Source organism: Sphingomonas sp. DMC6, assembly GCF_056314225.1.
In genome coordinates this window covers 84,629-98,372 of the sequence record NZ_JBQUYT010000008.1, presented here as the reverse complement: position 1 = coordinate 98,372, position 13,744 = coordinate 84,629, and the positions used below count along the sequence as shown (strand labels likewise).

13 protein-coding genes are annotated in these 13,744 nt (G+C 65.4%); 5 read left to right on the top strand and 8 right to left on the bottom strand.

From position 1 onward, the window contains the following. Nucleotides 1-34 precede the first annotated feature (34 nt). The 4 genes from ACT53M_RS16860 to msrB all read left to right on the top strand — a co-directional run bounded on the left by ACT53M_RS16860 (nt 35) and on the right by msrB (nt 4,046). Nucleotides 35-973: an ABC transporter ATP-binding protein gene (locus ACT53M_RS16860; RefSeq protein WP_476226922.1), complete on the top strand. Its 939-nt coding sequence runs from the start codon at nt 35-37 to the stop codon at nt 971-973. Next, complete coding sequence (locus tag ACT53M_RS16855; RefSeq protein ID WP_476234863.1) at nt 970-2,193, top strand: ABC transporter permease; 1,224 nt, start codon at nt 970-972, stop codon at nt 2,191-2,193. Before ACT53M_RS16860 ends, ACT53M_RS16855 begins: the two co-directional genes overlap by 4 nt. 69 nt (nt 2,194-2,262) lie before the next feature. Next, nucleotides 2,263-3,498, top strand: a complete 1,236-nt coding sequence (locus ACT53M_RS16850) for a cytochrome P450 (protein WP_476234861.1) — start codon at nt 2,263-2,265, stop codon at nt 3,496-3,498. A 65-nt stretch (nt 3,499-3,563) separates the two neighbouring features. After that, nucleotides 3,564-4,046 carry a peptide-methionine (R)-S-oxide reductase MsrB gene (gene msrB / locus ACT53M_RS16845; protein ID WP_476234859.1) on the top strand — a complete coding sequence of 161 codons (483 nt, stop codon included), beginning with the start codon at nt 3,564-3,566 and terminating at the stop codon, nt 4,044-4,046. A 7-nt stretch (nt 4,047-4,053) separates the two neighbouring features. Here the strand turns inward: msrB and ACT53M_RS16840 are convergent, their stop codons facing one another. After that, nucleotides 4,054-4,524 carry a CHAP domain-containing protein gene (locus tag ACT53M_RS16840; RefSeq protein ID WP_476226918.1) on the bottom strand — a complete coding sequence of 157 codons (471 nt, stop codon included), beginning with the start codon at nt 4,522-4,524 and terminating at the stop codon, nt 4,054-4,056. A gap of 373 nt (nt 4,525-4,897) precedes the next feature. Between ACT53M_RS16840 and ACT53M_RS16835 the strand changes: the two genes are divergently transcribed. Continuing rightward, nucleotides 4,898-5,449 (top strand): hypothetical protein, encoded by a 552-nt coding sequence (locus ACT53M_RS16835; protein ID WP_476226917.1) that lies wholly within the window; start codon nt 4,898-4,900, stop codon nt 5,447-5,449. Nucleotides 5,450-5,485: 36 nt separating this feature from the next. Here the strand turns inward: ACT53M_RS16835 and ACT53M_RS16830 are convergent, their stop codons facing one another. From ACT53M_RS16830 to ACT53M_RS16800, 7 genes are all read right to left on the bottom strand, one after another. Next, nucleotides 5,486-6,214 (bottom strand): extensin-like domain-containing protein, encoded by a 729-nt coding sequence (locus ACT53M_RS16830; RefSeq protein WP_476234857.1) that lies wholly within the window; start codon nt 6,212-6,214, stop codon nt 5,486-5,488. After that, nucleotides 6,211-6,957, bottom strand: a complete 747-nt coding sequence (locus ACT53M_RS16825) for an NUDIX hydrolase (protein WP_476234856.1) — start codon at nt 6,955-6,957, stop codon at nt 6,211-6,213. Before ACT53M_RS16825 ends, ACT53M_RS16830 begins: the two co-directional genes overlap by 4 nt. Before the next feature lie 45 nt (nt 6,958-7,002). Beyond that, the gene (locus tag ACT53M_RS16820) at nt 7,003-7,860 is read right to left on the bottom strand and encodes a helix-turn-helix transcriptional regulator (RefSeq protein ID WP_476234854.1); all 858 of its coding nucleotides are present in this window, start codon (nt 7,858-7,860) and stop codon (nt 7,003-7,005) included. A gap of 81 nt (nt 7,861-7,941) precedes the next feature. Then, nucleotides 7,942-8,997 (bottom strand): SMP-30/gluconolactonase/LRE family protein, encoded by a 1,056-nt coding sequence (locus ACT53M_RS16815; protein WP_476234853.1) that lies wholly within the window; start codon nt 8,995-8,997, stop codon nt 7,942-7,944. Nucleotides 8,998-9,008: 11 nt separating this feature from the next. Further along, a complete protein-coding gene (locus ACT53M_RS16810) occupies nt 9,009-10,352 on the bottom strand; it encodes a GntT/GntP/DsdX family permease (protein ID WP_476234851.1) in 1,344 nt (447 codons plus the stop codon). Further along, nucleotides 10,352-12,607, bottom strand: coding sequence for a glycoside hydrolase family 3 N-terminal domain-containing protein (locus ACT53M_RS16805; RefSeq protein WP_476234849.1), 2,256 nt, complete (start codon nt 12,605-12,607; stop codon nt 10,352-10,354). The genes ACT53M_RS16810 and ACT53M_RS16805 overlap by 1 nt, the downstream gene beginning before the upstream one ends. Further along, nucleotides 12,604-13,698, bottom strand: a complete 1,095-nt coding sequence (locus ACT53M_RS16800) for a Gfo/Idh/MocA family protein (RefSeq protein WP_476226909.1) — start codon at nt 13,696-13,698, stop codon at nt 12,604-12,606. Before ACT53M_RS16800 ends, ACT53M_RS16805 begins: the two co-directional genes overlap by 4 nt. Nucleotides 13,699-13,744 lie beyond the last annotated feature (46 nt).

Below are 13,744 nucleotides of genomic sequence, written 5' to 3'. Positions count from 1 at the left end.
CTACCACGAATGCAGATACAGGGGGGAAGCCAAATTGCGCGATCTGGCCGTGCATGCCACCGGGCTCGTCAAACGCTTCGGCGACCGGCGTGCCGTTGACGGCGTGAGCATCGCCGTCCCCAAGGGGCTGATCTATGGCGTGCTCGGCCCCAATGGCGCGGGCAAGACCACCACGCTGCGGATGCTGCTGGGGATCATCGAGCCCGACGAAGGCAAGCGCACGCTGCTGGATAGCGCCCATCCGCGCGACAGGAGCGACCATGTCGGCTATCTGCCGGAGGAGCGCGGCCTCTACCCCAACATGAAGTGCCGCGAGGCGATTGCCTTCATGGGCGCGCTGCGCGGCCTGCCCTGGGCGACCGGCCGCAAGCGTGCCGGCGAATTGCTCGAAAGCGCCGGGCTTGGCCACGCCGCAGACGAGAAGATCCGCAAGCTCTCCAAGGGCATGGCCCAATTGGTCCAATTGCTGGGATCGGTGGTGCACGAACCGGAATTGCTGGTGCTGGACGAGCCCTTTTCGGGCCTCGACCCCGTAAATCAGGAACGGCTGGAAGGCCTGATCCGCGCCCAGCGCGATCGTGGTGCGACCATCCTGTTTTCCACCCATGTCATGGCCCATGCCGAGCGGCTGTGCGAGCGCATCTCGATCATCGCGGGCGGCAAGGTCCGCTTTGAAGGCACGGTGGACGAAGCCCGCGCCACCCTGTCGCTGCGCGCCCGCTACACCCCGCATCACGATGCCATCGGTGTTGCCGACCTGCTCCCCGCCGATGCGGTGCGCGACGACGCCGGGAGCTGGCGCTTCACGGTGCCGGACGAAGGGGTGGAGGCACTCCTCGTCCGTCTGATCGAGGCAGGCTATGGCATATCGGGCCTGTCGATCGACCGCCCGGGTCTGCACGATGCCTTTGTCCGGATCGTCGGTGCGGAAGCACTGGCCGAAGCCGAAGCCCAGCAGGAGGCGATTGCATGAGCCCGTTCCGCCGCTTCCTGCGCCAGACGCTCACCATTGCCCGCCGCGACCTGACCGCGACGGTAATGACGCCCACCTTCCTGCTGTTCCTGTTCAGCCCGTTGCTGATGATCGGCTTCGGCGTGGTCGGCAACCTCAGCGCCCAGAGCGCGCTGGGCGGTAACGAAGACAAGCAGCGTATCGTCGTGATTGCGCCGGCCGCGCAGGAAGCGGCGATCCGCGCCGCCGACAAGCAGCTGCGCACGGTTTTCCCGAGCAGCTTCGACCGCCCCAGCCTGCGGATCGACGCGCCCGCCGCCGATCCTGCCAAACAGGCGCGGACGCTGTTCCACGATAGCAAGGTGGAGATTTCGGCTATCCTCTACGGTCCGCTCGATCATCCGCACATCCTGCGCGCCCCCGACAGTCCGGGCGATGGCCGCTATCTCGCCGCGCTGGCCGAACAGACGCTGCGGGCCGAACGTAGCGGCGGCGCGCAACCGCTCAGCAGCCCGAGCGTGGAAGTCGTCACCCGCGGCGAGCCAAGCACCAGTGGCAAGAGCGTATCGGCCTATTTCGCTGCCCTCGGCATCTTCTTCCTGACGCTGATGCTATCGGGCCAGGCGGTGGGCGCGATGGCGGAAGAGCGTTCGAACAAGGTGATCGAAGTGCTCGCCGCCGCCGTGCCGCTGGAAAGCGTGTTCTTCGGCAAATTGCTGGGCGCATTCGGCTCGGCGCTGCTGTTCGTCTGCTTCTGGGGCACGCTGCTCGTCAATCTGCCCAAGCTGCTGCCGCCGAACGCCGCTGTCTTCCTGTCGGAACTCGGCACGGCCACCGGCCCCGTCTTTGCGGTGCTGTTCGTCGCCTATTTCACCATGGCCTATCTGCTGCAGAGCGCGGTATTTCTGGGGCTGGGCTCGCTTGCGTCGACGCAGCGCGAGATCCAGATGCTGTCGCTGCCGATCACCATCTTCCAGTTCGGCATGCTGGGCCTGGGCTCCTATGCCGGCGGACATGAGGATAGCTGGATCGCGCGGGTGGCAGAAATCTTCCCGTTCAGCTCGCCGCTAGCGATGGCCGCGCGCGCTGTAACGTCGCCGGAGCTGTGGCCGCACTTGCTCGCCTTGCCCTGGCAAGCCTTGTGGGTCGCAGTCATCATCTGGGTGGCAGCCCGCCTGTTCCGGCGCGGCGTGCTCAAGTCCGGCAGCCCGAAGCGAGCGAAAAAAGCTGCGCAGGCCTGACGAGAGTCAGCACTATTGACACCTGTGTAAGCATGTGGCCTCCTGCCCCCAAATAACGGGAGAGGACTCATGGCGACGCTTGTCTCTGACGCTGCGCCGGAAAATCACGTCGATCCGCTCGACGTCAGCCGGCCCGAACTTTACCGCGACGATATCTGGCAGGCGCCGTTTCGCGAACTGCGCGCCCAGCATCCGGTCCATTACACCGGGCACAGCGCTTTCGGCCCCTATTGGTCGGTCTCCACCTACAAGCCGATCGTCGAAGTCGAATCACTTCCCGATCTGTATTCGAGCGAGGCAGGCGGCATCACCATCGCCGATCTGATGGAAGGCGACATCAAGATGCCGATGTTCATCGCGATGGACCGGCCGAAACATACCGGCCAGCGCCGCACCGTCTCCCCAGCCTTCACACCCAGCGAGATGGTGCGGATGAGCGATGACATCCGTCGGCGGACGGGCGAGATTCTCGATGGCCTGCCGGTGGGGCAGGAATTCGACTGGGTCGACCATGTCTCGATCGAACTGACCACGCAGATGCTGGCGATCCTGTTCGACTTCCCCTGGGAAGAACGACGCCTGCTTACCTATTGGTCCGACTGGGCGGGCGACATCGAGATCGCCAAGGATCCCGCGCGCAAGGAGCAACGCCGTGAGATCCTGTTCGAGTGCGCCGCCTATTTCGGCAATCTGTGGCAGCGGAAGATCGGCAAGGAACCCACCCCCGACCTGATCTCCATGATGATCCATTCCGATGCGATGGCGCATATGGATCAGATGGAGTTCCTCGGGAACCTGATCCTGCTGATCGTCGGCGGCAACGACACCACGCGCAATTCGATGAGCGCCTTTGCCTGGGGGCTGGAGCAATTTCCCGACCAGCGCGCGCGGCTGGAGGCCGATCCCGGCCTGATCCCCAATGCGGTGCAGGAAATCATCCGCTGGCAGACGCCGCTCGCTCATATGCGCCGCACGGCGACGCAGGATACGGCGCTGGAGGGGCAGACAATTCGCGAGGGCGACAAGCTGATCCTCTGGTATCTCTCGGCCAACCGGGACGAGAGCATCTTCCCGGATGCCGACAAGATCATCGTTGACCGTGAAAATGCCCGCCGCCACCTTGCCTTTGGCCATGGCATTCATCGCTGCGTCGGCGCCCGACTGGCGGAATTGCAGATCGGGATATTGATGGAAGAAATGACCCGGCGGCGCCTGCGCGCGAATGTGCTGCGAGAGCCGGAGCGGGTGGCGGCCTGTTTCGTCCATGGCTATCGGAAAATGCCGGTCGAACTCAGCCGCTATTGACGGTGCCTGTAACCTTTTCGGCGCGTGGGGCGAACCTATATCAGGAGGCCTGAGGAGGTTCGCCCATGCTACACCGCCGCCAACTGCTTGCCGCCGGCGTCAGCGCAGCCGCATTGCCGCTGCTCGCCTGCGGCACCGCGCCCGCAACGCCGTTGCCGGACTTCCCCTACAAGCTGAGCGACGCCGAATGGCGCAAGCGGCTGAGCCCGGCGGCCTATAACGTCCTTCGCCGGGGCGGCACGGAATATCCCTTCACCAGTCCGCTGAACAAGGAACATCGCAAAGGCGTGTTCGTCTGCGCGGGCTGCGATCTGCCTCTGTTCGCCTCGACAACAAAGTTCGACAGCGGCACCGGCTGGCCTAGCTTCTACGCGCCGCTCAACAATGCAGTGATCACGCGGGCGGACGACAGCCTCGGGATGTCACGGGTCGAAGTGCTGTGCCGCCGTTGCGGCGGCCATCTCGGCCATGTGTTCGACGACGGCCCGCGACCGACCGGAAAACGCTATTGCATGAACGGCGTGGCGATGGCCTTCCGCGCCGCCTGAGCGCCCGTCAATTTGCGGCGAGCTGCGGCAGGTTGAGCGACGCCACCTGGACATTGGCCCAGTCGCTGGCCGGCGCGCCCGGATAGATGAAGCCGTTCACCGGATAGACCGACGTGCCGAGGCTGCCGGTCTGGGCGTACCACACGCGGACCTGGCTCCAGTCGCCATTAGGCGACACATCGACAGCGCGGACGTCACGCTCGACGGCACCGCGGCGCGACCAGTTGGCATGGGTCAGCAGCACTTCACGCTCACTGATCACCTTGGAAACCATCGCAACATGGCCCATCGGCATGCGAGCGGTACGCTGAAACGACATGACAGCGCCGACCTTCGGGGCCTCGCCGCGCTCGTAGCGGCCGGCCGCCTGGTCCCACCAGGTCCAGGCATTGCCGCGCAGATCGACACCCGTAGCCTGGCGGGCAAAGGTAACGCACTGCCAGAAAGTCCCGCGAGCCTGAGCCGGGGCGACAGTCATCAGAGCGCACGAAGCCACCAGCGCAAAACGCGCTGCAAAACGTGTGAAACTCAATTGGACCCCCCGGTCAGGAAGCGAATCTGTTGAGTGTTGGTAGCCAGATCATAGGACGAAGGTGAAGCCCCGGGGTGCGCCGATCCGACGAACCGTTGGATTGGACCGATGGAGTGCGCTGAACCGTTTCTGAACGGACGGAACCGCCGCCGGAGCCTTCAGGAATCCCCAAACTCAACTCGTCGCATCCGGATATTGCACTGCACCAAATTATACGTTCCAATGCTCGTGGGGATACGGAGGGGGCCGTTAAGGTTCGCGTTAACCATTGCGGCGCATGATCCTTCCCTGGGGACGCAAGAGTGGGTGGGAGATTGGCATGGCTGCACGGAACAGACCGGCCGAAGGCGCAATGACGCTGGCCGAGATGAAAGAATTCGCAGGATTTACCGCGGCGACCCAGCGCTATGTGCGCCGCTCGCTCGACATCGGGCTGGAGCGCGACGACGCCCTCACCCGCTGGTCGCGCGACGTGGTCGAGGCCGCCAGCATCCGCGCCCAGGCGCGTATGTACGAGCGGCTGGTGGAAGTGCGCGCGCTTCTGCCCAACGATAGCGACCTCGGCACGATCGAGCCGTTCATGGCGCCGCTGGTGACGGTCTCTGCGTTCGATCTGGGTCAGGGCCGGCTGACCAGCTTCTCGGCCTACCGCTTCCTCTATGAGCGATTGGTCGGCGCCGAAGTTCGGCCATGGCTGCCATCCGCCTTCTGCTCGGCGGCAGCGCTGCCCAATCTGCACCCGGATCTCCGCCGCAAGCTGCTCCAGTCGATCAGCGAAGCCGCCGCAACCGCGTCGGGCTGGTCGAACCGCCAGCCTTCCTTCTTCCCGCAATGGGTGGAAAAGGTCGACGCCCGGGCACTGCCCAACTGATCACCTGCCAGCCTTCGCCGCCACAGCGGCGAAGGCTCAGCGGCAGCTGCGCCAGCCAAGCAAACCCCGATTTGCCTGATCGAGGTGGAGATGGTCGCGGTGCGCCGAACTGTAATCGGGCGATAGCACCGTGGCGAACAGGCGGCACGCACCGCTTCGCACATCGTGCAGGAAACCGGCCCGCGCCGCATCTCCCTTCCAGTCGCTCAGCACGCTAACCCGCCGGCCATCGGCGAGCACAAAGGCGGCGACATCGATGGCGTCGGCCGTAGCATGTTCGCTCCACTCGCCGGCGCTGCTGCCATAGATACGTCGGCACGAATAGCTGCCGAGATGTTCGATCCGCTTCACTGCCATGCCGAAATGCCGCTGGGCAGCGGGCTGCACCACATCCCACTCCCACATCGCCAGTCCTGCCGCGACCGGGCAGGACATGGTCACTGCCGGGGTCAGCGCAATCGTGCGTGCACCGCCTGGCTCGAGCCGCACGCCATCTGCATAGGCGCAATAGCTGCCCTCCCGTACGGCCGGCACCGCCGCGAAATTCACGCCAGCGGCTCGCAGTAGCGCCCGGCAGCGCGGCGCATCCTCGGTCAATCCCGCCAGCTTGCGCCCGGTAAAGGCCCCGATGGGCCGGCCCAGATCGAGCGGCGTCCAGGGCAAGTCCTGCGGCCGGTCGCGCGTCAGGACGGAGAGGATCAGCGCCGTCGCCGCAATCAGCGCGAAGGCGAAGGTAGCGGCGAGTGCCTGCCGGATCGCCCTCATGCGCGCCGCACCGTGTCGAACCGTTCGCGCGTAACCGGATAGCCCAGCCCCTCCGGAATGCACAGCCAGTCGATACCGCCCTGCTGCTCCTTCCACGGCGAAATCGTCTGCACCGGATGTGCCCGCGCATGCGCCGCGGCAGCGTCGAAATCGTCGAACAGCGCCAGCCGCTCGAGGTTGCGCCGCGTCGGGTAGATGATCATCGCCTCCCCGGCATCGGCCATGCGCAGCACCTCGGTCGCGGGTGCCCAGAACAGACGGACATTCTCGCTGCCGTCGACAAGCGGTGCCGCGTCCTGCGGTGCCCGCGCAAGGTAGAAGCGGGTATCGAACACACGATGCGGCAGGCCCCAGGGCAGCCAGCGTGCAAAGGGCACCAGCGCTTCCAGCCGCAACCGCGCACCCGTCGCCGCCAGTGCCTCGCCCATGGACTGTCCCGCGTGGAGCCGCGCGCGTATCGCTGCCAGCGCCTCCGCCGTCGCTTCCAGGCCCGTCGCCAGTCCCACCTCTTCCAGAGTCTCGCGCACGGCGGCGATGCGCGCGGCACGTTCCTCTCGATCCCCTTGCTCGATCGATGCCAGCGCATGATCGCTCGCATCGACACGACCACCGGGAAATACCAGCGCCCCGCCCGCAAACGTCATCGCCTGCGACCGCTCGACCATCAGGATTTCGGGCTGGCCGCGCGGCACGTCGCGCAGCACGATCACCGTGGCTGCAGGAATGGCTTCGGGCGGGACCATGCCCCGCCTTAGCGCGCTCGTCACGAAACCGCGAGCGCGCTCACGTCAGGTATCGCTGATGAGGGGGGCCACCCGGCCGGCCAGCGCACTGCGCCGGCTGATCGTGAGTTGCGCAAGCAGGCCGGGTTCCGACTGAATCTGCCCGGGTGTAAAGCCGGTGAACTGCTTCACTTCGCGGATCAGGTGCGACTGGTCGTAAAAACCACGGGCCAGCACGTCGTCGATCGTCGCACCTTCCGCGACCAGCGACACTGCGGCACGCAAGGCACGATATTTCCGCGCCAAGCCTTTCGGCCCCGCGCCATACAGCGCCTTGCATTTACGTTCCAACTGGCGAATCGACATGCCGGTGGCCGCCGCGAGATTGCCGATTTCGGGCGATTCCGCGCCGCTCAACCAGGTGTCGACGATTCGGATGAAGGCCGCCTCGCGCGCGCAGCGCGTCCGCAGCAACGTCTTGATGATGGCCTCGCCGCAGCGGACGAGTGCATCGAAATCCGATGCAACGCGCTGCATCTGCGGGACAGCGTCCGCCACCGCCTCGCCAAACAGGGCGTGGAGATCGACGACGCGGTTGGTCATGCCCGAGGCATCCCCACCCACCAGCGCCGCCCAACCCAGCGGCGTAAGGCCCGCACCGAATACCAGCACCGGCCCCTCGGCACGGACATGGAACGCGGCAGTTGTTGGCCCGATCAGGTGCGCATCCGATGCCAGCTGCGCGCAGCCATCCACGAAACGGTATTCGGCTGCGCCCGGCGTCAGGCGAAAGCGGATTTGCGCGTGATCCGCCCGCTCAACATCATCGAAACGGACAACATCCGCGTGAAAACGATAAAACAGAGTGACGAATTCAGCGACCGAACCATCGGGAACAGCATAGTCGAGTTTGATATCTTCCATGGCCCTCCCATTTTCATTGGATGGCATCAAACAGTCATTAGTAAATTCCCATAGGAAAAACCCGAAACGGATATTGTTAATTTACCATCCACTTTGCGAAAGGCATACCCGAACCACCATATCACTGGAGGTGATGAACAGGGTCTTCCCATCCTCACCGAAGCAGCAATTGGCCGCAGCCTTGCCGGTAGAAATCAAACCCAGCCGCCGACCAGCGGGCGAGAGGATATGGATGCCGCCAGGGCCGCTGGCGAACAGGTGCCCGCTTGCCGCCACTTTCATCCCATCCGGCAAGCCGGGCAGCTTCGCCGCGATGCCGCGTCGGAAATCAGCGAAAATCCGCCGCCCGCGCGGCAACCCGTCCGGTCCCAGTGTATAGGCGTGGATATAGGGAGCCTTCTCGTCCGATACGGACACATATAGCGTGCGATTGTCGGGCGACAGGCCGATGCCGTTCGGCCGCGTAAGGCGCGCGTCGATCAGATGGACGCTGCCGTTCGGGTCCAGCCGATAGACACCGTTGAACTTCAATTCCTTGAGCGGCGATTTGTCGCCTTCGCTCAGACCATAGGGCGGATCGGTGAAATAGATCGCGCCATTCTTCGCCTGCACCAGATCGTTGCAGCTGTTGAACCGCTTGCCCTGAAAACGGCCCGCAAGGATGGTCTTTTCCTTGGTGTCGAGGTCAACAGCTGCAATCGCACGGGTGCCGCTATCCGCCATCAGCAGTTCGCCCTTGCGGCCAAGAATCATGCCGTTCGACCCCGCCTCGCGCACGCCTGCCGGGATGGGCCCGGCAAGGCCCGACGGCTTCAGGAACACGTGCTTGTCATGCCCGTCCCAGCGATAGGCGATGTTCGCCGGCGGATCGGAAAAGAGCAGATAGCTGCGGTCAAACCCGCTGGTCTGCCCCGCCGCGTCGGAAGTAACTGCCGCATCGCGTATCCAGACGGGGCCCTCCGCCCATTGGATGCCGGTGCAGATCACTTCGATCGGCGTATGCGCATCAAGCAGCGCATCGAGCGCCGGATCGAGCCGGGTGATCGAACCCACCGTATCCGCCTTTGCAATGCGGGGCAGCAGCGGCAAGGCGGCAAGACCGCCCAGCACGGCACGACGGGTGGCAGCGAAATTCACGGGCATCTCCCTCAAACAAATGGCCAGAGCAGCAGCGCCATGGCGAAACTCGCAAGTCCCGCAATCGTCGCACCCAGCGTCCAGCTGCGAAAGGTCTGCGCCTCGGTAAGCCCCAGATATTGCTTCACCAGCCAGAAGCCGGTGTCGTTGACATGGCTGACCACCGTTGCACCCGCGCCGATCGCCACCGTCACCAGCGCAATCCGGTCGGGGCTCAGCCCCGCGGCGACGATCAGCGGTGCCGCCAACCCCGCGGCGGTTACCATCGACACCGTCGCCGATCCTTGGGCCACGCGGACGAAAGCGGAAAGCAGGAAGGCGAAGACCGGCACCGATACCTGCGCCGCCTGCACCGCCATGGTGATCTGCTTGCCGGCACCCGATTCGATCAGCACTTCCTTGTAGGCCGCCCCTGCACCGATGATCAGCACCATCAACCCCGCCGGCTCCAGCGCCCGTGTGCTGATCGTCGACAAGGTCGCGAAAGACGCGTCCGTCACGAACCGCAGCCACAGCATCGCCGCAACCACGGCGATCATCAGCGCGACAAAGGGATGCCCCAGAAAGGCCAGCACCGACCGCGCAAGCCCCGGCGCCATTGCCTGCCCTGCAACCGTGCCCGCCAAGATCAGCGCCAGCGGCAGCAGCATGGCCGCCAGTGCAGGCAGAAAGCCGATCGGCGCGGTCTGCGGCGCGCCCTCGTCGAGCATCGGTGGTGCACCGATTGCGCCATAGCCCGGCGCGCCATGGGCCAGCTTCGCGAAGACAGGTCCAGCGAGAATAGCGGAAGGGATACCGCAGATCAGGCCATAGAGCGCCATCCGCCCATAATCGGTGTGCAGCAGCTCGGCGACCGCCACCGGTCCCGGATGCGGCGGCAGCAGCGCGTGCATCGTCATCAGCCCGGCGAGTACCGGCAGCGCAAAATAGGTCACGCGCCGCTCTGCCCGCAGCGCCAGCGTGGTGAGCAGCGGCGCAAGGATGATGAAGGCGACATCGAAGAACAGCGGCACGCCGACGAGAATGCCGATCACCGTCAAAGCCCAGGGCGCGCGCCGCTCGCCGAACCAGTCGAGCAGTCGTCGCGCGATCGCCTGTACGCCGCCGGACGCCTCGAGCATGCCGCCCAGCACCGCGCCGAGCCCGATCACCACCGCAACAAAGCCCAGCGCCTCTGCCGTGCCCTTGCGGATCGCTGCGATCACCGCCTGCGGGTCGCTGCCGAACACCAGGCCGGTCGCCAGCGCCACCAGCAACAGCGCGACAAATGGCTGAAACTTCAGGCGCAGCACCAGCAGGATAACGGTCGCGATGCTGCCGGCAACGATTGCCAGCGTATGCCAGGGTTCCACCATCAGACGATCTCCACCCCGCTGGCCAGCGCCGCAGCAGGCGCCTTGCCCTCGCCCGCCGCCGTGATGCGAAAGCGCGCTTCGCTGCGCAGATCGGCCGACGATGCGCCCACCATCAGGCGGATGTCGCCGGGTTCGATCACCCAGCGTCCTTCCCGCCAGAAGGCGAATTGTTCGGGCGTGAGCGTGAAGCGAACCGTCCGGCGCTGCCCCGGGTTCAACGCCACACGGGCGAAACCGTGCAGTTCCGCCACCGGGCGCGAGACGGTGGCAACGGGATCATTCGCGTAAAGCTGCACCACTTCCTCGGCTCTCACAGCGCCGCGATTGGTCACGGTGACCGAGGCAACGATCCGCCCGCCCGGCGCAACCGTCTCTGCGCTCAGCACCAGCGGTTCATAGGCGATGTCGCCATAAGTGAGCCCGTGACCGAACGGAAACAGCGGACCGATACCGACATCGTGATAGCGCGCGCTATCGACCAGCAGGTCCGGATTGGCCGGACGCCCGCTCGGCAGATGCGCATAAGATTGCGGCGACTGGCCGGTAACGCGCGGCATACCAATCGGCAGGCGACCACCCGGTGCCGCCTTGCCCGTCAGAATATCGGCGATAGCGGGGCCGCTCTCTATACCGAGCAGCCAAGTCTGCAGCACCGCCGGAATACCCGCCAGCTCGCGCTCCAGCGCCAGCGGCCGGCCGCCCATCAGGATGGCGACGATCGGCTTCCCTGTCGCTTTCAGCGCCGCGAGCAGCGCGCCCTGCGCGCCGGGGAGGCCGATTTCGGCATAGCTGCGCGCCTCCCCGGTAAAGTCGAAGTCTTCGCCGATCGCCACCAGCACCACCTCTGCGCGTCCGGCCGCCTCGACGGCCGCGGCGATGCCGGCGCTATCGGTGCTGCGCGGTCCGGCGCCGGGCACATACACAGCATCGGGCAAGGCGGTACGCAGCGTCACGGCATCGGCCGCCTGCCCGCGGGCCTTCCACGATCCGATGGCAGAGGCTGCATCGTCCGCGAGCGCGCCGGCCAGCGCCAGTTTCGCGCCCGGCTTGAGCGGCAACAGCCCGCCGTCGTTGCGCAGCAGCACCACCGAGCGCCGGGCCAGATCGCGCGCTTCGCTGCGACGGAGCGGCGCCTTGTCCCGCACGGGATCGCCAAAGCCATAGGGATTGTCGAACAGGCCCAGCCTGGCCTTGGTGGCAAGAATGCGCTCGACCGCCGCATCGATCAGCGGGACCAGACTAGCATCCTGCGTCGCAGCCTCGGCGAGACAGGTGGCATAGCTGCCGCTCGCCATGTCCATGTCGACGCCCGCCTTCAGTGCAAGCACCGCGGCTTCTCGGGCATCGGCGGCGACACCGTGATTGACCAGTTCGCGGATGGCATTCCAGTCGCTGACCACCAGCCCCTGATAGCCCCATTGCGCGCGCAGAAAGCCACGGACCAGCGTGGCATTGGCCGTCATCGGCACGCCATCGAGCGCATTGAACGCCGTCATGAAGCTGCCCGCACCCGCGCGCGCGGCGGCATGGAACGGCGGCAGATAGACTTCGTGCAATGCCTGCTCGCTCATGTCAGCGCTGTCGTAATCGCGCCCGCCGATAGCGGCGCCATAGCCGACGAAATGCTTGGCACAGGCCATCATCCGCATGCCGCGCGCAAGGTCCGTCCCTTGCAGACCGGCCACCTGTGCCTCGGCAATGCGGCTGCCGAGATAGGCGTCCTCGCCCGCCCCCTCGACCACCCGGCCCCAGCGCGGATCGCGCGCGATGTCGACCATCGGCGTGAAGGTCCAGTGCAGCCCGGCAGCCCAGGCTTCTTCCGCCGCGATCCGCGCCGCCTGTTCGGCCACCGCCACGTCCCAGCTCGCCGCCAGCGCAAGCGGCACCGGCAGGATGGTGCGATAGCCGTGGATCACGTCCATCCCGAACAGCAGCGGAATCTTCAATCGCGATTCCTCCACCGCCACCCGTTGCAGGTCACGCAGCGGCTCGGCGCCGGCGACGTGGAGGAACGAGCCCATTTCACCGCGCCGGACGCGGTCGAGCATCGCCGCATCCAGCTTTGAATTAAGCGACTTTTGCCGGCCGCCGGCAATCTGGTTCATCTGGCCGATCTTTTCGGCCAGCGTCATCTGGCCGATCAGCGCCTTTATCCGCGCCGCATGATACGCAACCGGACGAACGGCACGCGCGAGCGGAACCCAGCTCGACGCGGCGAGCAACGTGCCCGCCGCCATTACCTCCCGCCGATTCATGCGAGCGGGAGCGCGCGGTGTTCGCGGGCGGAACGATAAATGGCTTCGATCAGCCGCATGTCGCGCAATCCCTCCTCGCCGGAAACGATCGGCTCACGCCCGGTCATCGCACATTCGGCAAGATGATCGAGCTGCCCGACAAACTGGTTCTTGGCCGGCGGCGGCAGCACCACCTGCTGCTGTTTCCCGCCGATCCGCGTCCACATCTGATGGCCCTCATAAGGGGTGGCGGGCTCCATCCCCACCCAACCCTTTGTGCCGGTGACGCGAAAAGCGTTGTGGCCCGAGCTGTAGCTCGACACGCAATTGGCGATTATCCCGCTCGGAAAGCGCAGCTGGAAATCGATGCGGTCCTCGACATTACGAAACCGGGGGTCGCTGCGGTCGGTAACTTCCATCGCGCTCACTTCCACCGGTTCCTGCCCGGCCAGATAGCGCGCGGCGTTGAGGCTATAGATGCCGATATCCATCAGCGACCCGCCCCCCGACATCGGCTTGTCCAGCCGCCACTGGTTGGGCTGGGCATAGAAGCCATGTTCGGCGGTGATCAGTGTCGGTCGCCCCAGCGCGCCGGACTGCACCGTTTCGATCGCCTTCAGGTTATAGGGCTCGAAATGGCAGCGATAGCCGATCATCAGCTTCCTGCCGGCCTGCTTTGCCGCGGCGATCATCGCCTCACATTCGGCGGAGGAGATCGCCATCGGCTTTTCGCACAGCACATGCTTGCCAGCCTTGCTCGCGCGTATCGAGTATTCGGCATGCATGTTGTTGGGCAGCACGACATAGACCAGATCGATGTCGGGATTGTCGCGCATCCGGTCGTAGGTCTGGTAGTTGTACCAGTGCGTCTTGGGGATCCCGTATTCAGCGCCGTACTTCTCCAGCTTGGCGGGCGTTCCGCTGACCAGCGCCTTCAGTTCGGCGAATTCGCAATCCTTGATGCGCGGCATGATCTGGTTGACGGCATAATTGCCTAGTCCAACAATAGCATAGCCCAGCTTGCGCTTGCCGGCCGCCCATGCGGGCCGGCCGATCGCCCCCGCCATTACGCCCGCACCTATTCCGCCCAGCAGTTCGCGCCGCGTCGCCATAGATCGTCTCCCAGCCACTCGGCATGTTCTCCGCCGATAGGTGATA

Coding starts and splice junctions, on each gene's coding strand:
- ACT53M_RS16855 (WP_476234863.1), top strand. CDS start 970: ATGAGCCCGTTCCGCCGCTTCCTGCGCCAGACGCTCACCATTGCCCGC.
- ACT53M_RS16850 (WP_476234861.1), top strand. CDS start 2,263: ATGGCGACGCTTGTCTCTGACGCTGCGCCGGAAAATCACGTCGATCCG.
- msrB (WP_476234859.1), top strand. CDS start 3,564: ATGCTACACCGCCGCCAACTGCTTGCCGCCGGCGTCAGCGCAGCCGCA.
- ACT53M_RS16840 (WP_476226918.1), bottom strand. CDS start 4,524: ATGACTGTCGCCCCGGCTCAGGCTCGCGGGACTTTCTGGCAGTGCGTT.
- ACT53M_RS16835 (WP_476226917.1), top strand. CDS start 4,898: ATGGCTGCACGGAACAGACCGGCCGAAGGCGCAATGACGCTGGCCGAG.
- ACT53M_RS16830 (WP_476234857.1), bottom strand. CDS start 6,214: ATGAGGGCGATCCGGCAGGCACTCGCCGCTACCTTCGCCTTCGCGCTG.
- ACT53M_RS16825 (WP_476234856.1), bottom strand. CDS start 6,957: ATGGTCCCGCCCGAAGCCATTCCTGCAGCCACGGTGATCGTGCTGCGC.
- ACT53M_RS16820 (WP_476234854.1), bottom strand. CDS start 7,860: ATGGAAGATATCAAACTCGACTATGCTGTTCCCGATGGTTCGGTCGCT.
- ACT53M_RS16810 (WP_476234851.1), bottom strand. CDS start 10,352: ATGGTGGAACCCTGGCATACGCTGGCAATCGTTGCCGGCAGCATCGCG.
- ACT53M_RS16805 (WP_476234849.1), bottom strand. CDS start 12,607: ATGAATCGGCGGGAGGTAATGGCGGCGGGCACGTTGCTCGCCGCGTCG.
- ACT53M_RS16800 (WP_476226909.1), bottom strand. CDS start 13,698: ATGGCGACGCGGCGCGAACTGCTGGGCGGAATAGGTGCGGGCGTAATG.